This window comes from Nocardioides albertanoniae (assembly GCF_006716315.1).
Lineage (GTDB): Bacteria > Actinomycetota > Actinomycetes > Propionibacteriales > Nocardioidaceae > Nocardioides > Nocardioides albertanoniae.
This window is the reverse complement of the sequence record NZ_VFOV01000001.1, coordinates 4566843-4591214: the sequence shown is the minus strand read 5'-3', so window position 1 is coordinate 4591214 and position 24372 is coordinate 4566843. Positions and strand designations below refer to the sequence as shown.

Sequence of the window (24372 nt, the reverse complement as noted above, 5' to 3'; positions counted from 1 at the left end):
TCACACGCGGCCACCAGGTTCTCGGGACCCTGGACGCTGCTGAGTCCATCGTTTCGCGCGCAGCGTACGGTGATGACGCTTGGAATCGGCTCGTTGTCGAGCCACCACAGATCGAATGAAAGTGATCCCTTGAGCACCACCACCGAGCCCGTCCCCGACACGGAGACCGGCGCAGAGCCCGACCGGGCGGACGCCCGGCGAGGCGGTCTGCTGCGTTGGGGCATCCTGGTCCTGCTGATCGCAGTCATCCTCGCCGCCGGCGGCTATGTCGGCTGGCAGCTGACCCGCGGGGCGGACGACTCCGTGGTGAGCCAGCGCGAGCAGGTGATGTCTGCCGCCGACAAGTTCGTCGGTCGGGTCAACACCTACGGCCCCGACGACATCGGCAGCGACAAGAAGACGATGCCGGAATACCGCAAGAACGTCGGTGAGCTGCTCACCCCGAAGTTCGAGAAGAACTTCCTGAGCAACGTGGCCTTCGCCGAGGCCACCGTCGCTCAGCAGGGGGTCGGACGCACGACCAACGTGCACAGCACCGGTGTCGCCGGGCTCGACGAGGACAGCGCGACCGTCCTGGTCGTCGCCGAGCTCGCGGTCAGCTACCCGAAGTCGGAGGGCTCCAAGGAGCGCGTCGAGGCCGCTCGTCAGCTGGCGCGCACCGAGGTCGACCTCGTCAAGCAGAACGGGAAGTGGCTGGTCGACGACTGGTATCCCGCCGAGGAAGCGCCCAAGTCGGACAACAGCGAAGGGACGACGCCATGACGAGCCCGACCTGGTACGACCTGCTCGACGTCGAGCCCGACGCCGCCACCAGCGACATCCGCGCGGCGTGGAAGTCGGCGATCGCCGACCTCGATCCGACCGACCGTCGTTTCCGCCGGCTCAACGACGCTGCCGCGGTGCTCCTCGACGAGGACAAGCGCGCGGCGTACGACGCCGAGCTGGCCGAGCGTGAGGACGCAGCAGCCGACGAGGTGACTGAGGACGACTCCGAGGACGCCGCGCCCGAGGATACCGAGGCAGCCGCCGAAGAGGCCGACGAAGAAGCCGAGGTGGCACCGGTCGCCACCGCAGCCGACGGTGAGCCCGACGACGATGCCGATGACACGGACGACGCCGCCGACGCGGCTGGTGACGCCGACGACGACACCGACGCCGCCGACGAGAAGGCGTCGAGCGGCCGTACGCTTCCGCTGCTCCCGGTCTGGGCGCTGGTCGCCGCCGGAGCGCTCGCGCTGGCCGCGGTGATCGCCGCCGGCGTGGTGTTCTTCGGTCAGCCGAAGGTGACCACCGTCGCCAACAACAATGTCACGAAGAGCACGGCCGAGGGAGCGGTGGGCAAGGAGATCACCCGCAACCACAAGCTGCTCGTCGAGGAGGAGGGCGGCGACGCCCTCGCCGCCGCGAAGAAGTCGGTGGTGCCGCTGCTGTCCTACGACTACAGCAAGATGGACGAGTCGAAGAGCAAGGCTCACGCGGTGATCACGAAGAACTACCGCGAAGACTACGACCGGCTCTTCGCCGTGCTCGTCGACAACGTCCCCGAGACGAAGACCGTCGTGAAGACGCTCGCCCCGGTCGACGCCGGCGTCATCCGCGTCTCGGAGGACACCGTGCAGGTGCTGGTGCTGGTCGACCGCCAGGTCACCAACGCCCAGCGGAGCACGCCGATCGGCTACCAGGAGTACGCGATGCTCACCATGGCGAAGAGCGACGACGGGTGGCTGGTCGACAAGGTCGAGACGCAGCCCAGCCAGAAGTAGTCGGCCCCGGGACAGGTCCCGGTCAGCGCTTTGCGCTACCTGTCAAGTGATCGGAACAACAGTCCCGGACGGCGGACCGAATGGCGAGGATGCTTGACCCGGAGCCGCGATGAGCGCATGATCATCCGCGATGCTCGACAACGCAGTGTTCGGCAGCACCACGGTCGAACGCCGCAGGTGATGAGGCACGCCGGACTTTGAATTGGGTCCGGTGTTGTGAAGTGCGCTTTTGTGGCGTACGATGGCGCTTTGCGCATGCCCTCAAATGCCCCTCAGCCTGCCCGGTGGCTGTTCGGTGGTCGGCGTGCTGCGAATCCACCTGCGAACCTTGTCGAAGGATTCCTCTTGGCCGCGCGCACCTCGTCGGGTGACTCCACCCCTCGCCGCATCTCTTTCGCAAAGATCTCAGAGCCTCTCGAGCTTCCCAAGCTCCTCGCCCTCCAGACCGACAGCTTCGACTGGCTGATCGGCAACGAGCGCTGGCAGGAGCAGGTTGCCACCCGCGAAGCAGCGGGTGAGGACGTGTCTCACAAGTCCGGTCTACAGGAGATCTTCGAGGAGATCTCCCCGATCGAGGACTTCTCGGAGACGATGTCCCTCTCGTTCGAGAGCCCTGTCTTCTACGACCCCAAGTACACCGTCGAGGAGTGCAAGGAGAAGGACTTCACCTACTCCGCGCCTCTCTACGTCTCGGCGGAGTTCACCAACAACGACACTGGTGAGATCAAGGGCCAGACGGTCTTCATGGGTGACTTCCCGCTCATGACCGACCAGGGCACCTTCGTGATCAACGGCACCGAGCGTGTCGTCGTCTCGCAGCTCGTCCGGTCCCCGGGCGTCTACTTCGAGCGCACCGCCGACAAGACGTCCGACAAGGACATCTACACCGCCAAGCTGATCCCGAGCCGCGGCGCCTGGCTCGAGTTCGAGATCGACAAGCGCGACCTGGTCGGCGTCCGCCTCGACCGCAAGCGCAAGCAGAACGTCACCGTGCTGCTCAAGGCCCTCGGCTGGACCAACGAGCAGATCCGTGAAGAGTTCGGCGAGTACGAGTCGATGATGCTGACCCTGGAGAAGGACAGCACCACCGCGCAGGACGACGCGCTGCTCGACATCTACCGCAAGCTGCGCCCGGGCGAGCCGCCCACGCGTGAGGCCGCGCAGACGCTGCTGAACAACTACTACTTCAACCCGAAGCGCTACGACACCGCCAAGGTCGGTCGCTACAAGGTCAACAAGAAGCTCGGTCTCACCGAGGCTTTCGACCAGCAGACCCTGACCGTCGACGACATCGTCGCCACGATCAAGTACGTCGTCGCGCTGCACGACGGTCGCGAGCAGCTCGAGATGCCGCAGGGCATGATCGACATCGCCGCCGACGACATCGACCACTTCGGCAACCGCCGGATGCGTACGGTCGGTGAGCTGATCCAGAACCAGCTGCGTACCGGCCTTGCTCGTATGGAGCGCGTCGTGCGCGAGCGGATGACGACCCAGGACGTCGAGGCGATCACGCCGCAGTCCCTGATCAACATCCGTCCCGTGGTCGCTGCGCTGAAGGAGTTCTTCGGCACCTCGCAGCTCTCGCAGTTCATGGACCAGAACAACCCGCTCGCCGGCCTGACGCACAAGCGTCGTCTGTCCGCGCTGGGCCCGGGTGGTCTCTCCCGTGACCGCGCCGGCATGGAGGTCCGAGACGTCCACCCGTCGCACTACGGCCGGATGTGCCCGATCGAGACCCCTGAAGGTCCCAACATCGGTCTGATCGGTTCGCTGGCATCCTTCGGTCGGATCAACCCGTTCGGTTTCGTCGAGACGCCCTACCGCAAGGTGGAGAACGGTGTCGTCACCGACAAGATCGACTACCTGACCGCCGACGACGAGGACCGCTACGTCATCGCGCAGGCCAACGCGGCCGTCGACGCCAACATGAAGTTCGCCACCGAGCGCGTGCTGGTCCGCCAGCGCGACGGTGAGGTCTCCGAGCTCCTGGCCGACGAGGTCGACTACATCGACGTCTCGCCGCGCCAGATGGTCTCGGTCGCGACCGCGCTGATCCCGTTCCTCGAGCACGACGACGCCAACCGTGCGCTCATGGGCGCCAACATGCAGCGTCAGGCCGTTCCGCTGGTGCGCAGCGACTCGCCGCTGGTCGGCACGGGCATCGAGTACCGCGCCGCTGTCGACGCCGGTGACGTGCTCGTCGCCAAGAAGGCCGGTGTGGTCAAGGAGGTCTCCTCCGACCTGATCGAGACCCTCAACGACGACGGCACCTACACCAGCTACAAGCTGGCGAAGTTCGAGCGCTCCAACCAGGGCAACTGCGTCAACCAGCAGCCGCTGGTCGACGAGGGCGCCCGGGTCGAGGTCGGCTCGCCGCTGGCCGACGGCCCGGCGACCCAGGGTGCCGAGATGGCGCTGGGTGCCAACCTCCTGGTCGCCTTCCAGTCGTGGCAGGGCCACAACTACGAGGACGCGATCATCCTCTCCCAGCGTCTGGTGCAGCAGGACTACCTCACCTCGATCCACATCGAGGAGCACGAGGTCGACGCTCGCGACACCAAGCTGGGCCCGGAGGAGATCACCCGGGACATCCCGAACGTCTCCGAGGAGATGCTGGCCGACCTCGACGAGCGCGGGATCATCCGCATCGGCGCCGAGGTCACCACCGGTGACATCCTGGTCGGCAAGGTGACGCCGAAGGGCGAGACCGAGCTGACCCCGGAGGAGCGGCTGCTCCGCGCGATCTTCGGCGAGAAGGCGCGCGAGGTCCGCGACACCTCGATGAAGGTCCCGCACGGCGAGGAGGGCACCGTCATCGGTGTCCGCGTCTTCGACCGTGAGGAGGGCGACGAGCTGCCCCCGGGCGTGAACCAGCTGGTTCGTGTCTACGTGGCGCAGAAGCGCAAGATCTCCGTCGGTGACAAGCTTGCCGGCCGCCACGGCAACAAGGGCGTCATCGCGAAGATCCTGCCGGTCGAGGACATGCCGTTCATGGAGGACGGCACTCCGGTCGACGTCCTGCTGAACCCGCTCGGTGTCCCGCGTCGTATGAACATCGGACAGGTGCTGGAGCTCCACCTCGGCTGGCTCGCCCAGCAGGGTTGGGACCTCAACCTCTCCGACGACCCGGAGAGCTCCGACTGGAAGCAGCGCCTGATCAAGATCCACGCCGACAAGGCGGAGCCGGGCACCAAGGTGGCCACTCCTGTCTTCGACGGTGCGCGTGAGGACGAGATCACCGGTCTGCTCGCCTCGACCCTCCCCAACCGGGACGGTCAGCGTGTGGTCCGCACCGACGGCAAGGCCCGCCTCTTCGACGGTCGCTCCGGCGAGCCGTTCCCGGAGCCGGTCGCCGTGGGTTACATGTACATCCTCAAGCTGCACCACCTGGTCGACGACAAGATCCACGCGCGTTCGACGGGTCCGTACTCGATGATCACCCAGCAGCCGCTCGGCGGTAAGGCCCAGTTCGGTGGCCAGCGCTTCGGTGAGATGGAGGTCTGGGCGATGGAGGCGTACGGCGCCGCCTACGCCCTGCAGGAGCTCCTGACCATCAAGTCGGACGACGTGCCTGGTCGCGTGAAGGTCTACGAGGCGATCGTCAAGGGCGAGAACATCCCCGACTCGGGCATCCCGGAGTCGTTCAAGGTGCTCGTCAAGGAGATGCAGTCGCTGTGCCTGAACGTCGAGGTTCTGAGCCAGGACGGTTCGGCCATCGAGCTTCGTGACGCGGAGGAAGACGTCTTCCGTGCCGCCGAAGAGCTCGGTATCGACCTGTCCCGCCGCGAGCCCTCTTCCGTAGAGGAAGTCTGATCTGAATCCCCGGGTGGCATCCGGGCGTGATGCCCGGATGCCACCCCTCAGATCAGTCCTTACGAACTTTCCAAGAACTAACGAAGGAACTGGAAGCCACCGTGCTCGACGTCAACTTCTTCGATCAGCTCAAGATCGGCCTGGCCACCGCGGACGAGATCCGCGCGTGGAGCCACGGCGAGGTCAAGAAGCCTGAGACCATCAACTACCGCACGCTCAAGCCCGAGCGTGACGGCCTCTTCTGCGAGAAGATCTTCGGTCCCACCAGGGACTGGGAGTGCTACTGCGGCAAGTACAAGCGCGTGCGCTTCAAGGGCATCATCTGTGAGCGCTGCGGCGTCGAGGTGACCCGTTCGAAGGTACGCCGCGAGCGGATGGGCCACATCGAGCTCGCCGCCCCGGTGACCCACATCTGGTACTTCAAGGGTGTTCCGTCGCGTCTGGGCTACCTGCTCGACCTCGCCCCGAAGGACCTCGAGAAGGTCATCTACTTCGCGGCGTACATGATCACCTCGGTCGACGAGGACGCGCGTCACCGCGACCTGTCCTCGCTCGAGGCCAAGGTCGACCAGCAGCGCAAGATGCTGACCGGCCGGCTCGACGTGGCCATCAACGACCGCGCCAAGAAGCTCGAGACCGACCTGGCCGCGCTCGAGGCGGAGGGCGCCAAGTCCGACGTCAAGCGCAAGGTCAAGGACGGCGCCGAGCGCGAGATGAAGCAGCTGCGCGACCGCACCGAGCGTGAGGTCAACCGCCTCGACGAGGTCTGGGACACCTTCAAGAACCTGAAGATCCAGGACCTCATGGGCGACGAGCTGCTCTACCGCGAGATGAAGACCTGGTTCGGCAAGTACTTCGAGGGTCACATGGGCGCCACGGCGATCCAGAAGCGCCTCGAGAACTTCGACATCGCCGAGGAGGTCGAGAACCTCCGCGAGACCATCGCCACCGGCAAGGGCCAGCGCAAGGTCCGCGCCCTCAAGCGCCTCAAGGTCGTCGACGCCTTCCGCAAGACCGGCAACCAGCCGACCGGCATGGTGCTCGACGCCGTCCCGGTCATCCCGCCGGACCTGCGCCCGATGGTGCAGCTCGACGGTGGCCGCTTCGCGACCTCCGACCTCAACGACCTCTACCGTCGTGTGATCAACCGCAACAACCGCCTCAAGCGTCTCCTCGACCTCGGTGCCCCCGAGATCATCGTGAACAACGAGAAGCGGATGCTGCAGGAGGCCGTCGACTCGCTGTTCGACAACGGTCGTCGTGGCCGCCCGGTCACCGGGCCGGGCAACCGTCCGCTGAAGTCGCTCTCCGACATGCTCAAGGGCAAGCAGGGTCGCTTCCGTCAGAACCTGCTCGGTAAGCGCGTCGACTACTCCGGCCGTTCGGTCATCGTCTCCGGTCCGCAGCTCAAGCTGCACCAGTGCGGTCTGCCGAAGCAGATGGCTCTGGAGCTGTTCAAGCCGTTCGTGATGAAGCGCCTGGTCGACCTGAGCCACGCTCAGAACATCAAGTCCGCCAAGCGGATGGTCGAGCGCGCGCGTCCGGTCGTGTGGGACGTCCTCGAAGAGGTCATCACCGAGCACCCCGTGCTGCTCAACCGTGCGCCCACCCTGCACCGCCTCGGCATCCAGGCCTTCGAGCCGCAGCTGATCGAGGGTAAGGCCATCCAGCTTCACCCGCTCGTCTGCACCGCGTTCAACGCGGACTTCGACGGTGACCAGATGGCTGTCCACCTGCCGCTCTCGGCAGAAGCGCAGGCCGAGGCTCGCATCCTGATGCTCTCGACCAACAACATCCTCAAGCCGTCCGACGGTCGCCCGGTCACGATGCCGACCCAGGACATGATCATCGGTCTGTTCTTCCTCACCTCCGACCGTGAGGACGAGGTCGGCGAGGGCCGCGCGTTCTCGTCGCCGGCCGAGGCCATCATGGCCTTCGACCACCTCGAGATCACCCTGCAGTCGAGGATCCGGATCCGCCTCGACGACATCGTCCCGCCGATCGGCTACGACAAGCTGCCCGAGGGCTGGACCGAGGGCGACCCGCTCGTGCTCGAGACCACGCTGGGCCGGGTGATCTTCAACGACACCCTGCCGGCCGACTACCCCTTCGTGAACTACGAGGTCGGTAAGAAGCAGCTCGGCGCGATCATCAACGACCTGGCCGAGCGTTACACCAAGGTCGAGGTCGCCGCGTCGCTGGACGCCCTCAAGGACAACGGTTTCCACTGGGCCACCCGCTCGGGTGTCACGGTCTCGATCGACGACGTCACCACGCCGCCGAACAAGGCCGAGATCCTGGAGTCGTTCGAGAAGCAGGCTGCCAAGGTGCAGAAGCAGTTCGAGCGTGGTCTGGTCACCGACGAGGAGCGCCGTCAGGAGCTCGTCGAGATCTGGACCGAGGCCGCCAAGGTCGTCGGTGCTGCGATGGAGGAGGCGTTCGACCGTAAGAACCCGATCTTCATGCAGGTCACCTCGGGCGCTTCGGGTAACTTCAACCAGATCCGTCAGGTCGGCGCCATGCGAGGTCTGGTGGCGAACCCGAAGGGCGAGATCATCCCGCGGCCGATCAAGTCGAACTTCCGCGAGGGTCTCTCCGTCCTGGAGTACTTCATCTCCACCCACGGTGCTCGTAAGGGTCTGGCCGACACCGCGCTGCGTACCGCCGACTCGGGTTACCTGACCCGTCGTCTGGTGGACGTCTCGCAGGACGTCATCATCCGTGAGGACGACTGCGGCACCGAGCGTGGCCTGCCGAAGGTCATCGGTGTCGACGCCGGTGGCGTGGTCGTCAAGGACGACAACGCCGAGACCGCTGCGTACGCTCGTACGGCGGCTGTCGACATCGAGCACCCGGAGACCGGCGAGGTTCTCGCCGTCGCCGGTGAAGACCTGGGCGACGTCAAGATCGAGGAGCTGGTTCGCGCCGGCATCACCGAGGTCAAGGTCCGTTCGGTCCTCACCTGTGAGGCCCGCACCGGCACCTGCGCCAAGTGCTACGGCCGCTCGCTGGCCACCGGCAAGCTCGTCGACATCGGTGAGGCGGTCGGCATCATCGCCGCCCAGTCCATCGGTGAGCCCGGCACCCAGCTGACGATGCGTACCTTCCACACCGGTGGTGTGGCGTCGGCCGACGACATCACGCAGGGTCTGCCGCGTGTCGTCGAGCTCTTCGAGGCACGTACGCCGAAGGGCGTCACGCCGATCTCGGAGGTCGCCGGACGCATCGAGATCGAGGAGACCGACAAGGCCCGCAAGGTCCTGGTCACTCCCGACGACGGTTCCGACGTCATCGAGTACGTCGTCTCGCGCCGCTCGCGGCTGCGGGTCGCCGACGGTGACCACATCGGGGTCGGCCAGCCGCTGACCATCGGTACGCCGGACCCCAAGGAGGTCCTCCGTATCCTCGGTGTCCGCAAGACCCAGCAGCACCTCGTCGACGAGGTCCAGCAGGTCTACCGGAGCCAGGGTGTGTCCATCCACGACAAGCACATCGAGATCATCGTGCGGCAGATGCTGCGCCGGATCACCGTGCTCGAGTCGGGCGACACCAACCTGCTGCCGTCCGACCTGGCCGACCGGATCGACTTCGAGTCGGAGAACCGGCGCGTGGTCTCCGAGGGTGGCAAGCCGGCCTCGGGTCGTCCCGAGTTGATGGGCATCACCAAGGCCTCGCTCGCCACCGAGTCGTGGCTCTCGGCGGCCTCCTTCCAGGAGACCACCCGCGTGCTCACCGACGCTGCCATCAACGGCCGCTCGGACTCGCTGCGCGGTCTGAAGGAGAACGTCATCATCGGTAAGCTCATCCCGGCCGGCACCGGCCTCGAGCGCTACCGCAACATCAAGGTCGAGCCGACCGACGAGGCCCGCGCCGCGGCCTACTCGGTCACCGGCTACGACAACTACGACTACGAGTTCGGCAACACCGGCGGCCAGGCCGTCGCGCTGGACGACTTCGACTTCGGTTCCTACCAGTCGTAAGTAGTCATGCGTTGGCCCCGTCTCCCTCAGGAGACGGGGCCTTCGTTCGTTGGTGGGTCAGGGTGTCAGGCCTTGAGGGCGGCCAGGGCCTCGTCGGCATGGATCTCGGCCTTGAGCATGCCCTCGACCACGGCCTTGATGGTGCCGTCGGTCCCGATCGCGAAGGTCGTACGCTGCAGCGGACCGAAGCGCCCGAGCAGCGACGGCTTCACGCCGAACAGCTTGGCCGCCGAGCCCGCCGGGTCGGAGAGCACCGGGTAGTCGAGGTCGTGGTGGCTGGCGAAGCCGGCCTGCTTCTCGACGCTGTCCTTGCTGATCCCGATCCGTTGGGCTCCCACCTCCGCGAACTCGGATGCGAGGTTGCGGAAGTGACAGGCCTCCTTCGTGCACACGGTGGTCTCGGCAGCGGGGTAGAAGAAGACGACCACGGGCCCGTCGGCCAGCAGGGTCGAGAGAGTGACGGGCGTGCCGTCCTGGGACGGCAGCGTGAAGTCGGGTGCGGTGGCACCGATGGGGAGCGGCATGGCGCCCAACGTACTCCTGCGGGCCTGGATCACCACGGGTGAAAACTTTCTGAGATCGGGTGCAACGAAGCGGTCGCGCTGCGCGTCTCACGGATGGACGATGGTTGTCAGCACTTCATCTGCTACTCGGAGGAGCGAAGATGCGACACGTACGGCTGCTGGTGGTCGGCACCGGGATCCTCTGTGCTCTTGCGCTAGGGGGGTGCGGGTCGACGACGGACGGGGCTGTTGACGCGTCACAGCCTGCGTCGGAGACCGCTGATCCCACCGACGCAACCAGCGCACCATCGTCCTCGACTCAGTCCTCACCGGCGGCCACGGGGGGATCACCGGTGGGGACTGAGTCACCCTCTTCTTCGTCCAAGGCAGCGTCAAAGCCGGCGGCCGCCGACCCGGTGACGCCGAAGTGCACCGATCCCGACCTGAAGGCGGGCTATCGCAGCACCGACGCCGGCGCGGGCTCCCGCTTCGGTGAGATCACGCTGACCAACGTCTCCGACCACGCCTGCGCGCTGGCCGGGTTCGGTGGGCTCTCCTACGTGGGCGGCGGCGACGGCGACCAGGTCGGGAAGCCTGCGACGCGTGAGGGCTCGTGGCGCAAGGTCATCATGAAGCCCGGCCAGGTGGCGGTCAGCGCGATCTCCGAGGGCACCGCCGCCAACTATCCGTCGTCGACCTGCAAGCCGACGAAGGTCGACGGTTTCCGGGTCTACGTGCCCGACTCCTACGACTCCCAGTTCGTGGCGCACAAGACCACGGGCTGTGCGAGCAAGAAGGTCTCGCTGCTCTCGCACAAGGCGTTCCACTGAGCCGCTCCTGGGCTCTTCGAGGAATGGCAGGGCCGTCTGCCGTGAAATGACCTAGTGTCCGAGGTATGGCTGCTGACCTGGACAAACACGTCCGCGGGATCGTGGACAGCGTCGCCTACCTCGTGCTGGCGACATCCGACCCGGACGGCCGAGCGCGGACGTCGCCGGTCTACTTCTCCCACGACGGCTACCGAGACCTCTACTGGGTCTCGGCGTCAGACTCCCAGCACTCCCGCAACATCGTGCGCGACTCACGGGTCGCCGGGGTCATCTTCGACTCCTCGGTGCCGCCCGGCTCCGGGGCGAGCGCCGCCTACGTCACCGGGATGGCCCGCCAGGTGCCCGACTTCGAGCTCGAGAAGCGCTGCCAAGTGGCGTTTCGTCGCTTGGTCGGGACGGCACGGGCATTCGAGCCCCAAGAGCTGCGTGGTGACGCGTCGCTGCGGCTCTACGTGATGGACGTGGAGGTCTGGGAGGCACACCTGCCCGGGGTCGACCCGGAGGACGAGGCCGCGCCGGAGACCAGGGTCGAGGCCGACCCCGAGATCTGATCCGGGGGCGCCGGGCGGAAGAGGAGGTGGATCTCCCCGCGCAGCTCGAGCCGCTCGATGCCGATGTCGTAGACCGGCTCGAGGATCTCGGCACGGAGCACCTCGTCGACGGTGCCCCGGGCGGCGACCTTGCGCTGGTCGAGCAGGATCAGGTCGTCGCAGTAGCGGGCCGCCAGGTTGAGGTCGTGGAGCACCACGATCGAGGTCGTGCCCAGCGCGCGCACCAGCGACAGGATCTCGTGCTGATAGCGGATGTCGAGGTGGTTGGTCGGCTCGTCGAGGAGCAGATGGGTCGCCTCCTGCGCCAGCGCCCGAGCGATGAGCACCCGCTGTCTCTCCCCACCGGAGAGGCTGCCGAACGAACGCGGACCCAGGTGGCTGCCGCCGACCCGCGCCAGGCAGTCCGCGGCGATCTCCAGGTCGTGCTCACCGGCCCTCGCGAAGGAGGACAGATGCGGCGTACGTCCCAGGAGGACCATCTCGCCGGCGGTCAGCGTCGTGTCTGTGCCGGACTCCTGGACGACGACCGCCAGGCGGCGGGCGACCTCCTTGGCCGGCAGCCGCGGGAGATCGTCGCCGTCGATCCGGACGGTGCCGCGGCCGCGGAGGGCGCCGTAGAGCAGCCGCAGCAGGGTGGTCTTGCCGCTCCCGTTCGGGCCGATCAGGCCCAGCACCCGGCCATCCTGGGAGTCGACGGCGACGTCCTCGAGGATCGGGGTGGCGGCGTAGGACCAGCTGAGCCCCTCTGCCTCGATCATTGGCCGAACCTGTCGTTGATCCGCTCCAGGCCGTCGACCGAGAGCGCCGAGGGCGGCTCGGTGAAGTTGAACAGCTGCGCCATCACGTCGCCGTTCCTGACCGCGGTGAGATCCTCGGCCCCGGGCAGCTGGGTGATCGCCTTCTCGACGTCCTTCGGGTCGCCGGCGTTGTGGAGCAGGATGAGCACGTCGGGGTCGCGCTCGAGCAGGTCTTCGGTCGAGACCTCGAAGACCCGCTCGTCGACGTCGGCGAACACGTCGTCGAAACCGGCTGCCTCCAGCTGCGGGTGGGCCATCGACCTGGTGCCGTAGGCATAGGTCACGCCGCCTCCGACGGTCGGATAGAGCACCGCGGCCGTACGCCCCTCGCCGACCTGCTCCTTCTCGAGTGTGGTGACGCGTTTGCGCAGGTCAGCGATGGCCTTGTCGGCCACGTCCTGCTTGTCGAAGACCTTGCCGTAGGCCTCCAGCTGGGAGTAGACGTCGTCGAAGCCGGGGTCGTCGACGCCGTCGGGGCACATCGTGGGCTCCTCGAGGAGGTCGATGTCGACGGCGTCGAGGGTGGCGCGGGAGAGGTTGTCGACCTCGCCGAGCACCAGATCGGGCTCCTCGCCGATGACGACCTCTTTGGAGATCTGCAGGTGGCCGCTGGTGTCCATCTCGTCGGTGAGGAGCGGGATGTCATCGAGCTCGGCCCGGGTCTTGGTGTCGTAGTAGTCGGCGGGATAGTCGCCGGCGCGGGCGACGACGCGGTCCATCACGCCGAGGGTGTGCAGGTAGGGCACCGCCGAGCTCTTCAACATCACGACGCGCTCCGGAGGGGCATCGATGGTGACTTCCGCCCCGCAGTTCTTCGTCGTCAGCGGGAACCCTTCGGCGCCGGTGTGCTCGGCTGCGGAGCCGGTGCCGCACGCCGTGGTCGTGGCCAGCAGCAGGGCGGCCGGGGCGATGGCCCGGCGGATGAAGGTAGGGCGGATCACGGCGGTGGTCGTGAGGCGGGTCATGGGGTGGTCCTTGGGGTCGAGGTCAGGCGGCGCGCGCCGAGAAGCGCCGGATGAGGACGATGAGGAAGGGGGCGCCGAGCAGCGCCGTGACGATCCCGATGGGGATCTCCTGCGGCTGGAGGAGGACGCGGGCGACCACGTCGGCCCAGATCAGCAGGATGGCGCCCATCAACGCCGCCGCCGGGACGGCGGCCACGTGGGCGGCGCCGACGGCACGGCGGGCGAGGTGGGGCACGACGAGGCCGACGAACCCGATGCTGCCCGCGGCCGAGACCACGAGGCCGACGGCCAACGCCACCATGACCAGGAGCAGCGTGCGGAACCGGTCGGGGGAGATGCCGAGGGTGTGGGCGGTCTCGTCGCCGATCGCGAGTGCGTCCAGGCCGCGCCCGCACAGGGTCAGCAGCACGGTGGTGGCGAGCACCCCGATGGCGACGACCGCGAGCAGGCCGTCCCACTGCGCCAGGCCGAGCGAGCCGAGCAGCCAGAACATCACCGAGCGCGCGCCCTCGGCCGACCCGGAGGCGAAGATCAAGAAGCTGGTGAGGCCGTAGAGCAGGTAGCCGACCGCGACGCCGGAGAGCAGCAGCCGCAACGAGGTGACCCTGCCGCCGCTGCGCGCGAGGGCGAAGACCAGGAAGGATGCGGCGAGAGCGCCGAGGAACGCGGAGCCCGGCAGGGCGTACGTCCCGAGGCCGGTGCCCGCGCCGAAGAGGATCGCCGCGGCGGCGCCGCTGGAGGCGCCGGAGTTGATCCCGAGCAGGTAGGGGTCGGCGAGCATGTTGCGCACCATCGCCTGCAGGGCCATGCCGGTGACGGCCAGGCCCGCTCCGACCAGGCCGCCGAGGAGCACGCGGGGGAGGCGTACCTTCCACACGATCGCCTCCGCGGTCGCCTCCCAGCCGGTCTCCGGGAGCCCGAGAAGATGGTGCCCGAGGATCTGGGCGACCGTCGCCGGCGTGACGTACGCGGCGCCGAGCCCGACCGCGACGACGATGGTGATCGCGGTGGTCGCGGTGAGTGCGGCCAGCCAGATCGCGGCGCGCCGGCGACGGCGACGCACACCGAGGGGGTCGTGCACGTGGGGCCCTTCCGAGGTGCAGCGGGTGCTTGTTGCAAATATCTTGCAACAAGGTATCAGGCGCCGATCCGGCCGATGGTGAGGGTTCTGGATCGAGCGCTGGTGCGTTCTGGGAAGATAAGCAGCATGACCTCGTCCCTTCCGCACTCAGCTGACGTGCTCGTCGTGGGCGCCGGGCCCGCGGGCTCGGCGGCGGCGGCCTGGCTGGCACGCGCCGGGGTCGACGTCGTGCTGACCGATGCGGCGCTCTTCCCGCGCGACAAGACCTGCGGAGACGGCCTGACCCCGCGCGCGATCCACGAGCTCGTCCGGCTCGGCCTGGAGGACTGGCTGCGTGCCCATCCCGTCTCGAAGGGGCTGCGCGCGCACGGGTTCGGTCAGACGCTGCACCTGCCCTGGCCGGGCGGCAGCCTGCCCGACTGGGGTTCGGCGGTGCCGCGCACCGAGCTCGACGACCACCTGCGCACCGTGGCGATCAAGTCGGGCGCGACCGCCGTCGACGGCGTGCGCGCTGTCGACGTGCGCCGTGACGGCGACAGGATCGCGGCAGTGGTCTTCGCGACCGGCCGCGACGACGAGCGGGTCGAGGTCGCGTGCCGGTCGGTCGTCGTGGCCGACGGGGTGCGCTCCCCGCTCGGCAAGGTGCTCGGTCGCGAGTGGCATCGCGACACCGTCTACGGCGTCGCGGGACGGGCCTACATCGACTCCGACCAGGCCGACGACGAGTGGATCTCCTCCCACCTCGAGCTGCGTGACGAGTCCGGCCAGGCGCTGCCCGGCTACGGCTGGATCTTCCCGCTGGGATCGGGGGAGGTGAACATCGGTGCAGGCGCGTTGGCCACCTCCAAGCGACCGGCTGACGTGGCGATCAAACCCCTGATGAGGCACTACACCTCGTTGTGCCGCGACGAGTTCGGCCTCCGGGGCGAGCTGCGCGCGGAGAAGTCTGCGCTGCTGCCGATGGGTGGCGCGGTCTCGGGCGTCGCGGGCGCCAACTGGGCGCTGATCGGTGACGCCGCCGGATGCGTCAACCCGCTCAACGGCGAAGGCATCGACTACGGCCTCGAGACCGGGCGACTGGTCGCCGACGCCATCGTCGCCGGTGAGGACCTGGCCACCGCATGGCCGGCGACGCTGCGTGAGCACTACGGCGAGGCGTTCTCCGTGGCCCGCCGCCTGGCCGAGATCGCCACCCGACCCAAGCTCGTCTCCACGCTCGGACCTGCGGGGATGCGCTCCGACTGGCTGATGACGCTGGCGCTGCGGTGGATGGGCAACCTGGTCACCGACGACGACCGTGACCGGGCCGCCAAGGTCTGGCGCTGGGCCGGCCGCCGTTCGTTGGCCATCGACTCCCGTCCCCCGTTCAGCTGATGGCCGGGCGCAATCGGGGCCGCGGCGGGCGGCGACGCAAGCTTCCGCAGGTGCAGCGGGTGGGGGCCTATGCCGTCATCATCCGCGCCGGCGCGGGCGAGGAGCCCGAGATCCTGCTCAGCCGGCTCTCGGAGAAGGTGACGCCCGAGGAGCGCTGGACGCTGCCCGGCGGCGGGATCGACCACGGCGAGGACCCGCGTGACGCGGTGGTGCGCGAGGTCTACGAAGAGGCCGGAGTGCCGGTCGAGGTCGGCACCGAGGCGCGGGTGCAGTCGGTGCACCAGGCCAAGGCCTGGCGGCTGGGCCGGCGGGTCAACTCCCATGCCATCCGCATCGTCTACGACGGCTGGGTGCCTCACGACGCCCCGGAGCCGCAGACGATGGAGGTCGACGGCTCGACCGCGGAGGCGGCCTGGCTCCCGCTCGCAGCCGTGACGAGCGGTGAGATCCCGACGTCTCCGCTGGTCACCGATGCCCTCGACATGCACCGGCCGGCGCGGATGCAGCGGCTGGCGGCGTACGCGTTCATCACGCGGGCGTCCGACGACGCGATCCTGCTGACCCGCATCTCGCCGCGCGGCTATCACGCGGGCTCGTGGACCCTCCCGGGCGGCGGGCTCGACTTCGGTGAGCACCCGCGGGAGGCGCTGGTGCGCGAGGTCGCCGAGGAGTGTGGCCTCACCTGCGCGACCGGCAAGCTGCTCGACGTGCACGACGTCAACGTCGTCGGCACCGCGCCCAGCGGTCGCCACGAGGAGTTCCACGGCGTGCACCTCATCTTCGCGGCGACGGTTCCCGAGGATGCCGAGCCGCGGGTGGTCGAGCAGGACGGCACCACCGACGCCGTACGTTGGGTGAGCCGCGACGAGCTGGCGAGCCTGCCGCTCCTCGACGTGGTCACCGCCGCCCTCGACGCCGAGAAGAAGGCCGCAAGCTAGGCGTGACGGGTGCGGCAAGTCCGCACTGGGCCCGCGGCGTCGCTCCTAGCCCAGGTCGGCGTGGGTGCCGACGCCGTGCTGCTCGGCCGCGGCCAGGATCACTGCTGCCGCGGCGGCGTCCTGGACGCCGACGCCTACGGAGAAGTAGGTGACCGGGTCAGCGGTGCCGCGGTCGAGGGTGGCGGTGCCGGTCAGGAGCGCACCGAGGTCGGTGATCCGGTCCGGGTCGACCGACCCTGAGGCCAGGGCCTCGACCACGGGGCCGGAGTCGGTGAGCGCGGACGCGCGATAGTCGACCACCACTGTGGAGCGCGCCAGCAGCGACGGCGGCAGCTCGACGCGGTCGGGCGCGAAGGAGCCGACGCTGGCGACGACCGTGCCGTCGGTGACCCAGGCGTCCTCGATCACCGGCGTCAACGACGACGTGCAGAGCACCACGACGTCGGCAGCGCCGACGGCCGCCTCGAGCTCGCCGGCCACGGCGGCGCCGTGGTCGTCGGCGACCTCGGTCGCCACAGACGTACGCCGCCCCCAGACCGTGCGTGCAGCGCCAGGGTGGGAGACCGCGAAGGCGTCCAGATGGGCCCGTGCCTGGGCGCCGGTGCCGACGACGAGGATCCGGGCAGCATCCGGCGCCAGCTGCTGCATCGCGAGGGTGGTCGCCGCCGACGTACGCAGTGCGGTGACGCTGTCGCCGTTGATGATCGCCCGCGGTGCACCGGTCTCGGGATCGAGCACCGTGATGACCGAGTGCACCGCGCCGAGGCCGCGGGCGGCGTTGGCCGGGTTGACGCTGCCGAACTTGCTGACCGCCGGTGCGTCGGGAGCGAGCCGGGAGGAGTAGCAGAACGAGACCGACGAGTCCGGCCCCGGCACGAGCAGCCGGGGAGGCTGGCTCGCCTCGCCGGCGCCCAGTCGGGTGAACGCCTCGCGCTGGGCCTCCAGCGCGAGGCGGGGCGTGAACAGGCTGCGTACGTCTGCTGCGGAGAGGATCCTCACGGTCAGCCGCCGACCGCCGTCTTCTCCGAGGCCTCCTCGAGCACGACGTCCCTGGTCTCCTTGCCGATCAGCAGCGAGACCAGGGTGATCACGGCCATCACGGAGAGGTAGACACCGACCAGGAGCGGCGACCCGTCGGCCTGCTTCCACAGCGCGACCGCGATGAACGGGGCGACCGCGGCGCCGAGGATCGAGGCGACGTTGTAGGAGACGCCGGAGCCGGTGTAGCGCACGCTGGTCGGGAACAGCTCGGGCAGCAGCGCACCCATCGGACCGAAGGTGAGACCCATCAGGGAGAAGCCGAGCACCAGCCAGAGGAGCACGCCAGGGGTGCCGGCGTCGACCAGCGGCACCCAGAGCAGACCGAAGACGATGATCGCGAGGGTGACGACGATCAGCAGCCGGCGTCGACCGAACCGTTCGGCGAGCGGGCCGGAGACCATGGTGAAGATGCCGAAGAAGATCACGCCGAAGATCAGCATCAGCACGAACGTCGTGTAGCCGTAGCCCAGGCCGGGCACGGCGATGTCCTTGGCGGCGGTGCCGAACGAGAGCGAGAAGGCGGTCATCAGGTAGAAGAGCACGTAGGTCGCCAGCATGAAGAACGTGCCGAGCACGAGCTGCTTGCCCTGGTTGCGCACGACCGAGGCGAGCGGCACCTTGCGCACCAGGCCGGCGTCCTGGCTCTTGGTGAACACGTCGCTCTCGACCAGGCGCAGCCGCACCCACAGGCCGACGGCGACCATGACCGCGGAGAAGAGGAACGGCACGCGCCAGCCCCAGTCGAGGAAGGCCTGCGACGGCTTCGTCGGGTCGGCACCCTCGGCCGAGAGCAGCGCGGCGATGGTGAGGAACAGGCCGTTGGAGATGATGAAGCCCAGCGGTGCGCCGAGCTGCGGGAAGGTGCCGAAGATGGCGCGCTTGCCCGCAGGCGCGTTCTCGGTCGCGACCAGCGCGGCCCCGCTCCACTCCCCGCCGAGCGCGAAGCCCTGGGCCAGCCGCATCAGCACCAGCAGCGCGGTGGCGACCCAGCCGACCGACTGGTACGTCGGGAGAGCGCCGATCAGGAAGGTCGCGATGCCCATCGTGAGCAGCGAGATCACCAGGGTCGTCTTGCGGCCGAGGCGGTCGCCGAGGTGCCCGAAGAAGATCGCGCCGATCGGGCGGGCCACCATCGCGGCACCGAAGACGGCGAAGCTCGCCAGCAGGGCCGTGGTCGGGTCGCCGGCGGGGAAGAAGAGCGCCGGGAAGACGAGGACGGCGGCAGTGGCGTAGGCGTAGAAGTCGTAGAACTCGATCGTCGTGCCGATGAGGCTGGCGACGAGCACGCGTGAGCGTGGGTTGGCCGGTGTGGCGGTGGCGGACATGGTGATTCTCCGAGGTGAGGGTGGGGCCCGCCTCTCGCGGGTCATCCCATTATATGAGAGTCGCGTATCGTTGATTGAGACGGGTGTGGTTTCAGGTCACACGTTACGGCTGGTGACCGCGGACGGTGGTCGGATCGGTCAGATCGGTCTGTGAGAATGAGCGGGTGAACGCGACTGCCTCGGATCTGGTCAATGAGCTGCGCAACCACGGGATCAGCCGGGTCGACGACTCGCCCCTGGCGAAAGCGCTCTACTCCAGTGACGCGAGCCTCTACCGGGTGGTGCCCTCGGTGGTCGTGCGACCCCAGTCTCGTGACGAGCTGCTCGGGGTGCACGCTGTGGCCAGGTCGGTCGGCGCGCCGGTGACCATGCGCGGTGCCGGCACCTCGATCGCGGGCAACGCGGTCGGGCCGGGCATCGTCGTCGACACCCGCGACCTGCGTACGATCTACGAGATCGACCCGGAAGCGCGGACGGCACGGATCGACCCGGGCGTCATCCACGCCGACCTGCAGCGGGCGGCGGCGCCGCACGGGCTGCGGTTCGGCCCCGACCCGTCGACGCACACCCGCTGCACCATCGGCGGGATGATCGGCAACAACGCCTGTGGCAACCGTGCGCTCGGCTATGGGCGCACCGTCGACAACATCGAGGCATCGACTGTGCTCTTCGGCAACGGCGAGCAGGCGACCTACGCCGATGGCACCTCGGCCGGCGCGACGGCGGAGCGGTTGCAGGCGCTCGTGGGTGCCAACCTCGGCCACGTGCGCACGGAGTTCGGGCGCTTCGGGCGGCAGGTCTCGGGCTACTCGCTGGAGCATCTGCTGCCGGAGAAGGGTGGCCGGGTCGACAGGTTCCTGGCCGGCTCCGAGGGCACCCTGGCCACGGTGCTGGAGGCGACGGTGCGGCTCGTCGAAGACTCGCCTGGGCGGCTGCTGCTGGTGCTGGGCTACCCGACGATGCCGGAAGCGGCCGATGCTGTGCCCGCCCTCCTCGCGGTGGCGCCGGGGCGGCTGATCGCGTGCGAGGGGATGGACGCCCGCATCGCAGACCTGGTGCGTGCCAAGGGTCGCGGAGTGCCCGATCTTCCGCGAGGCGCCGGCTGGCTGATGGTCGAGGTGGCCGGTCAGGACGCTCCTGACCTGGTGAGACAGCTCGCCGCTGCGTCGAACGCGCTCGACTCCCGGGTGGTGACCGACCCGGCCGAGGCGGCCGCGCTGTGGCGCATCCGCGAGGACGGTGCCGGGCTGGCGGGAGTCTCGCTGCCGACGCCTGCCCACTCCGGCTGGGAGGACGCCGCCGTGCCGCCGGAGCACCTCGGCGCCTGGCTGCGCGACTTCGAGCAGATCCTCGCCGACTTCGGCCTGCACGGTTATCCCTACGGCCACTTCGGCGACGGCTGCCTGCACTGCCGCATCGACTTCCCCTTCGCGCCGGACGCGCCCGAGTCGGCGCAGGTGTTCCGCGAGTTCATGACCGCGTGCGCGACCCGGCTCGTCACCTACGGCGGCTCGCTCTCGGGTGAGCACGGTGACGGGCGGGTGCGTTCCGAGCTGCTCCCGCTGATGTACGACCAGACCTCGATCGACCTCTTCGAGCAGGTCAAGGCCATCTGTGACCCCGACGACCTGCTCAACCCCGGCAACATCGTGCGGCCGGCGTCGATCACCGACGACCTGCGTCCGACCCGGCCGCGCTCGTCGCCACGCACCAGCCTGCGGCTGATCCACGACTCCGGCGACCTGGGTGCGGCCGTGCACCGGTGCACCGGTGTCGGCAAGTGTGTCGCGCCCAAGCCCGCCGGGGTCATGTGCCCCTCCTACCTCGCCACGCGTGAGGAGAAGGACTCGACCCGCGGTCGCGCCCGGGTGCTGCAGGAAGCGCTCGACGGGTCGCTCGTCGGCGGGCTCGGCACGCCCGAGGTCAGCGAGGCGCTCGACCTGTGCCTGGCGTGCAAGGGGTGTGCGTCCGACTGCCCCACGGGCATCGACATGGCGACGTACAAGTCGGAGGCGCTGCACCAGAAGCACGACGTGCTCGGTGAGCGGCGGCCCCGGTCGCACGCGATGCTCGGTCAGCTGCCGAAGTGGGCGCGGCTGGCGGCGCCGTTCACGGGTCTCGCCAACGCGTCGCTGAAGGTCTCGCCGCTGGCGAAGATCGCCAAGAAGACCGCCGGGATCGACCAGCGGCGCTCCATCCCCACCTTCGCACCCAAGACGCTGAAGCGGTCGGCGGCGACCGCAAGGCTTCCGGAGACGCCCGACGTGTGGATCTGGGCCGACTCGTTCACCGACCACTTCTTCGCCCAGTCGGGTCACGGCGCGATCGCGTGGCTCGAGTCGCAGGGCCTGACCGTGCGCGTGATCGGCGAGAAGGCCTGCTGCGGACTCACCTGGATCACGACCGGCCAGCTCGACGACGCCCGCACGATCATGGAGAAGACCGTCCGTACGCTGGCGCCCTATGTCTCCTCCGGTGTGCCGGTCGTGGGCCTGGAGCCCTCGTGCACCGCGACGCTGCGGTCCGACTCGGTCGAGCTCTCGGCGCTGCCGGAGGCAGAGGTCGTACGCGACGGGATGCTCACCTTCGCCGAGCTGGTCACCCGGCTCGTCGACGAGGGGCGCGTGACGCTGCCCGACCTGACCAGCGTCGAGGTCGTCGCGCAGCCCCACTGCCACCAGCACGCGGTGCTCGGTTGGGCCGCCGACGAGGCGCTGCTGACCCGGGCGGGGGCGAAGGTCAACCGGGTCTCCGGGTGCTGTGGCCTGGCCGGCAACTTCGGGGTCGAGGAGGGGCACTACGAGGTGTCGGTGGCGGTCGCGGAGACCAATCTGCTGCCGGCGGTCCGGTCTCGTCCCGATGCGGTCGTGCTCGCCGACGGGATGTCGTGTCGGGTGCAGCTCGACGATCTCGCCTCCGTGCCGTCCATGCACCTCGCCGAGCTCTTCGCCTCGCGGGTCTGAGGCCGGCCGACCGGCGGCGCCCGCTGTAACACGTCGTTCGTAGAACTACTCGCCCTATTCAAACGACCGGATAGTCCTACGAACGACGTGTTACAGCAGGCGGGCGACCTCGCGTGGATGGGCGTTGCCGTCCGCTCGCGCCTAGACTGAAGCGGTGAACCCGCGTTATCGCCGAATGATCATTCCCGGCGCGCTGGTCGCCCTGCTGGTGCTCGTCGTGGTTGCGGGGGTGCTGAGTTGAGCAGGGAGTCCGAGCCGCTGCTGCGTGCGCTCAACCGGATGCGGTCGGTGATCCTCGACCCGGCGGCGCTGGTCAAGGCGGTCGCCTCGGGCAAGCAGCGTGGCACCACGCCGAAGTGGCGTCGTGCCGAGCTGCGCTACGTCGACCTCAAGGCCGGCCGGCAGCTGCAGATCACGACGTACGACGCGACCCAGGCGTTCACTGCGAATCATCCCGTTGGAGATAGTTCGGCATTGGACGATCTGCTCGACGTACCGTTCGCCAACTGGATCGTGACGACCGAGACCGAGCAGACCCAGGTCCAGGCGAAGACACCGACCACGGCCCTGGTCTCGACGACCGAGCTGAGTGCGCCGGTCGAGGCCGACCGTGGCCACGACCAGCCCAAGGAGCGGCTGCTGCCCGTGTCCGACCCGGTCTTCCGGGTGCTCGGGCTCTCCGACAAGGACGGGAAGCTGAAGCCCTCACGCCAGGCGAAGTATCGCCAGGTCGAGGAGTTCCTGCGTCAGCTCGACGCGGCCCTGACCGACGCGATGAAGTCGGGCAAGGTGCGTCGGCCGAGCACCGAGGAGCCGCTGCGCATCATCGACCTCGGCGCTGGCAACGGCTACCTGACCTTCGCCGCCCAGCGCTACCTGACCGAGGTGCGCGAGCTGCCCGTCGTCGTCACCGGCGTCGACGTCAAGGAGCAGTCGCGAGAGCACAACACCAAGATCGCGGCCGAGCTCGGGGTGGCGGCGGAGTTCGTGGCCGGGACCATCGACGGGGTGCAGCTCGACCAGCAGCCCGACGTGGTGCTCGCCCTGCATGCCTGCGACACCGCCACCGACGACGCCCTGGCCCGCGCGGTCGAGTGGGAGGCGCCGCTGGTGCTCGCCGCGCCCTGCTGTCACCACGACATCGCCGCCCAGCTGCGCAAGGCCCCGACCCCGGCGCCCTACTCGATGCTCACCCGCCACGGCATCCTCCGTGAGCGCTTCGCCGACACGCTCACCGACGCGCTGCGCGCGAGCCTGCTGCGCCTGGCCGGCTATCGAGTCGAGGTGGTGCAGTTCGTCGAGAGCCAGCACACCCCACGCAACACCATGCTCCGCGCGATCCGCACCGGGTCGCCGGTGAAGGGCGGCTCGGTGAAGAAGCAGTACGACGAGCTGGTGGCCGAGTGGGGCGTACGCCCCAAGCTCGGCGAGCTGCTCTCGGGCCGATGAAGGCGGTCGTCGCCGCCGGCGCGCTCGCGCTGGTGCTGATCTCGACCGTGCCCGCAGGTGCCGCCGGCGACGACGTGCTCTTCGCGTTCTCCGACCCGACGATCAGCGAGGCCAGCGCGCTGACCCCGCTCGGCAAGGGTCTCTTCGCCACCACCAACGACTCCGGCGACAGCGGCCGCGTCTTCACCGTCGACTCCCGCGGCGACACGGTCGGGGTGACCCGCTGGGCCGACGACCCGGTCGACGTCGAAGGCCTCGCGCCCGCCGGCCGTAACCGGGTCTGGGTCGGCGACATCGGCGACAACAGCAGCGTGCGCGACTCGATCAGCATCGCGAAGGTGCGGGTCGGGCGCGGAGACCGCACGACCTCGCCGACCGTCTACGAGCTCGTCTACCCCGACGGCGCGCACAATGCCGAGGCTCTGCTGGCCCACCCCGACGGGCGCGTCTTCGTCGCCACGAAGGACTGGGGTGGTGGGCGTCTCTACGCCGTGCCGAAGCATCTCGACCCCGATGGTCCCAACCGGCTGAAGGAGATCGGCCCGGTCCTGCCGATGGCCACCGACGGCGCCTTCTTCCCCGACGGCAAACACCTCGTCGTGCGCGGCTACTACTCCGCCGTCGTCTACGCCTGGCCCTCGATGGATCGGGTCGGCTCGTTCCGCACACCCGACCAGGAGCAGGGCGAGGCCATCGGCGTCGCGTCGAACGGCGATGTCGTCGTCACCAGCGAGGGCATCCGCGCTGAGGTGATCCGTGTCGAACCTGGACTGGTGAATCAGGCTCTCGGGACTGCCTCCGCCTCGACCGCACCCTCTTCCCCGGCTGACGAGTCTGAGAGCCCGGCCGAGGACGGCGACCCGAGCGAGGACGGCGGCGGTGACGCGGACGGTGGCGGCCCCGCCGGGCCGATCGCCCTGGTCGTGCTCGCCGCTGCTGCCGCTGCGTACGTCCTGCTGCGCAAGCGCAGATAGCGCCGAGCCGACTCGACCCGGG

At 68.8% G+C, this 24372-nt stretch carries 17 protein-coding genes; 11 read left to right on the top strand and 6 right to left on the bottom strand.

Annotation, left to right across the window (positions count from 1 at the left end; genetic code table 11):
• The first annotated feature begins 129 nt into the window (after positions 1-129).
• From FB381_RS21965 to FB381_RS21950, 4 genes are all read left to right on the top strand, one after another.
• On the top strand, positions 130-762 hold the full coding sequence (locus FB381_RS21965; protein WP_141782208.1) for a hypothetical protein: 633 nt from the start codon (positions 130-132) through the stop codon (positions 760-762).
• Complete coding sequence (locus tag FB381_RS21960) at positions 759-1763, top strand: J domain-containing protein (RefSeq protein WP_141782207.1); 1005 nt, start codon at positions 759-761, stop codon at positions 1761-1763. The genes FB381_RS21965 and FB381_RS21960 overlap by 4 nt, the downstream gene beginning before the upstream one ends.
• 345 nt (positions 1764-2108) lie before the next feature.
• Positions 2109-5579 carry a DNA-directed RNA polymerase subunit beta gene (gene rpoB, locus FB381_RS21955; RefSeq protein WP_141782206.1) on the top strand — a complete coding sequence of 1157 codons (3471 nt, stop codon included), beginning with the start codon at positions 2109-2111 and terminating at the stop codon, positions 5577-5579.
• 101 nt (positions 5580-5680) lie between these two features.
• Positions 5681-9559: a DNA-directed RNA polymerase subunit beta' gene (locus FB381_RS21950; RefSeq protein WP_141782205.1), complete on the top strand. Its 3879-nt coding sequence runs from the start codon at positions 5681-5683 to the stop codon at positions 9557-9559.
• Between the two features lie 65 nt (positions 9560-9624).
• Here the strand turns inward: FB381_RS21950 and FB381_RS21945 are convergent, their stop codons facing one another.
• Complete coding sequence (locus FB381_RS21945; RefSeq protein WP_141782204.1) at positions 9625-10083, bottom strand: peroxiredoxin; 459 nt, start codon at positions 10081-10083, stop codon at positions 9625-9627.
• 332 nt (positions 10084-10415) lie between these two features.
• Here FB381_RS21945 and FB381_RS21940 point away from each other — a divergent pair, with 332 nt between their 5' ends.
• Entirely contained in the window at positions 10416-10892 is a 477-nt protein-coding gene (locus FB381_RS21940; protein WP_170225271.1) for a DUF4232 domain-containing protein, read from the top strand.
• Between the two features lie 65 nt (positions 10893-10957).
• Complete coding sequence (locus FB381_RS21935; protein ID WP_141782202.1) at positions 10958-11443, top strand: pyridoxamine 5'-phosphate oxidase family protein; 486 nt, start codon at positions 10958-10960, stop codon at positions 11441-11443.
• Here the strand turns inward: FB381_RS21935 and FB381_RS21930 are convergent.
• From FB381_RS21930 to FB381_RS21920, 3 genes are read right to left on the bottom strand one after another with little or no spacing between them, the layout of a single operon-like run.
• A complete protein-coding gene (locus FB381_RS21930; protein WP_141782201.1) occupies positions 11341-12201 on the bottom strand; it encodes an ABC transporter ATP-binding protein in 861 nt (286 codons plus the stop codon). The genes FB381_RS21935 and FB381_RS21930 overlap by 103 nt on opposite strands.
• Entirely contained in the window at positions 12198-13205 is a 1008-nt protein-coding gene (locus tag FB381_RS21925) for an ABC transporter substrate-binding protein (RefSeq protein WP_141782200.1), read from the bottom strand. The genes FB381_RS21930 and FB381_RS21925 overlap by 4 nt, the downstream gene beginning before the upstream one ends.
• A 22-nt stretch (positions 13206-13227) precedes the next feature.
• Positions 13228-14286 (bottom strand): FecCD family ABC transporter permease, encoded by a 1059-nt coding sequence (locus FB381_RS21920; protein WP_211352511.1) that lies wholly within the window; start codon positions 14284-14286, stop codon positions 13228-13230.
• 126 nt (positions 14287-14412) lie between these two features.
• Between FB381_RS21920 and FB381_RS21915 the strand changes: the two genes are divergently transcribed.
• Together FB381_RS21915 and FB381_RS21910 are read left to right on the top strand one after the other, a co-directional pair.
• Positions 14413-15660 (top strand): geranylgeranyl reductase family protein, encoded by a 1248-nt coding sequence (locus FB381_RS21915; RefSeq protein WP_141782199.1) that lies wholly within the window; start codon positions 14413-14415, stop codon positions 15658-15660.
• Positions 15660-16598: an NUDIX domain-containing protein gene (locus FB381_RS21910; RefSeq protein WP_246088261.1), complete on the top strand. Its 939-nt coding sequence runs from the start codon at positions 15660-15662 to the stop codon at positions 16596-16598. The genes FB381_RS21915 and FB381_RS21910 overlap by 1 nt, the downstream gene beginning before the upstream one ends.
• A gap of 45 nt (positions 16599-16643) precedes the next feature.
• Here FB381_RS21910 and FB381_RS21905 read toward each other — a convergent pair whose 3' ends face one another.
• Both FB381_RS21905 and FB381_RS21900 read right to left on the bottom strand, forming a co-directional pair.
• Positions 16644-17597 (bottom strand): ornithine cyclodeaminase family protein, encoded by a 954-nt coding sequence (locus FB381_RS21905; RefSeq protein ID WP_170225270.1) that lies wholly within the window; start codon positions 17595-17597, stop codon positions 16644-16646.
• A 2-nt stretch (positions 17598-17599) separates the two neighbouring features.
• Positions 17600-18964 carry an MFS transporter gene (locus tag FB381_RS21900; RefSeq protein ID WP_141782197.1) on the bottom strand — a complete coding sequence of 455 codons (1365 nt, stop codon included), beginning with the start codon at positions 18962-18964 and terminating at the stop codon, positions 17600-17602.
• Between the two features lie 164 nt (positions 18965-19128).
• On the opposite strand from FB381_RS21900, the gene FB381_RS21895 reads away from it, so the two are divergent.
• The 3 genes from FB381_RS21895 (at position 19129) to FB381_RS21885 (ending at position 24350) form a co-directional block, all read left to right on the top strand.
• The gene (locus FB381_RS21895; RefSeq protein WP_141782196.1) at positions 19129-21927 is read left to right on the top strand and encodes an FAD-binding and (Fe-S)-binding domain-containing protein; all 2799 of its coding nucleotides are present in this window, start codon (positions 19129-19131) and stop codon (positions 21925-21927) included.
• A gap of 237 nt (positions 21928-22164) precedes the next feature.
• Positions 22165-23376 (top strand): class I SAM-dependent methyltransferase, encoded by a 1212-nt coding sequence (locus FB381_RS21890; protein WP_246088260.1) that lies wholly within the window; start codon positions 22165-22167, stop codon positions 23374-23376.
• A complete protein-coding gene (locus FB381_RS21885) occupies positions 23373-24350 on the top strand; it encodes a hypothetical protein (RefSeq protein ID WP_141782195.1) in 978 nt (325 codons plus the stop codon). The genes FB381_RS21890 and FB381_RS21885 overlap by 4 nt, the downstream gene beginning before the upstream one ends.
• Positions 24351-24372: the final 22 nt, after the last annotated feature.

Excerpts from the sequence above, each read along its gene's own strand:
- FB381_RS21960 (WP_141782207.1), top strand. The coding sequence starts at position 759 with ATGACGAGCCCGACCTGGTACGACCTGCTCGACGTCGAGCCCGACGCC.
- FB381_RS21945 (WP_141782204.1), bottom strand. The coding sequence starts at position 10,083 with ATGCCGCTCCCCATCGGTGCCACCGCACCCGACTTCACGCTGCCGTCC.
- FB381_RS21935 (WP_141782202.1), top strand. The coding sequence starts at position 10,958 with ATGGCTGCTGACCTGGACAAACACGTCCGCGGGATCGTGGACAGCGTC.
- FB381_RS21930 (WP_141782201.1), bottom strand. The coding sequence starts at position 12,201 with ATGATCGAGGCAGAGGGGCTCAGCTGGTCCTACGCCGCCACCCCGATC.
- FB381_RS21925 (WP_141782200.1), bottom strand. The coding sequence starts at position 13,205 with ATGACCCGCCTCACGACCACCGCCGTGATCCGCCCTACCTTCATCCGC.
- FB381_RS21915 (WP_141782199.1), top strand. The coding sequence starts at position 14,413 with ATGACCTCGTCCCTTCCGCACTCAGCTGACGTGCTCGTCGTGGGCGCC.
- FB381_RS21910 (WP_246088261.1), top strand. The coding sequence starts at position 15,660 with ATGGCCGGGCGCAATCGGGGCCGCGGCGGGCGGCGACGCAAGCTTCCG.
- FB381_RS21900 (WP_141782197.1), bottom strand. The coding sequence starts at position 18,964 with ATGTCCGCCACCGCCACACCGGCCAACCCACGCTCACGCGTGCTCGTC.
- FB381_RS21885 (WP_141782195.1), top strand. The coding sequence starts at position 23,373 with ATGAAGGCGGTCGTCGCCGCCGGCGCGCTCGCGCTGGTGCTGATCTCG.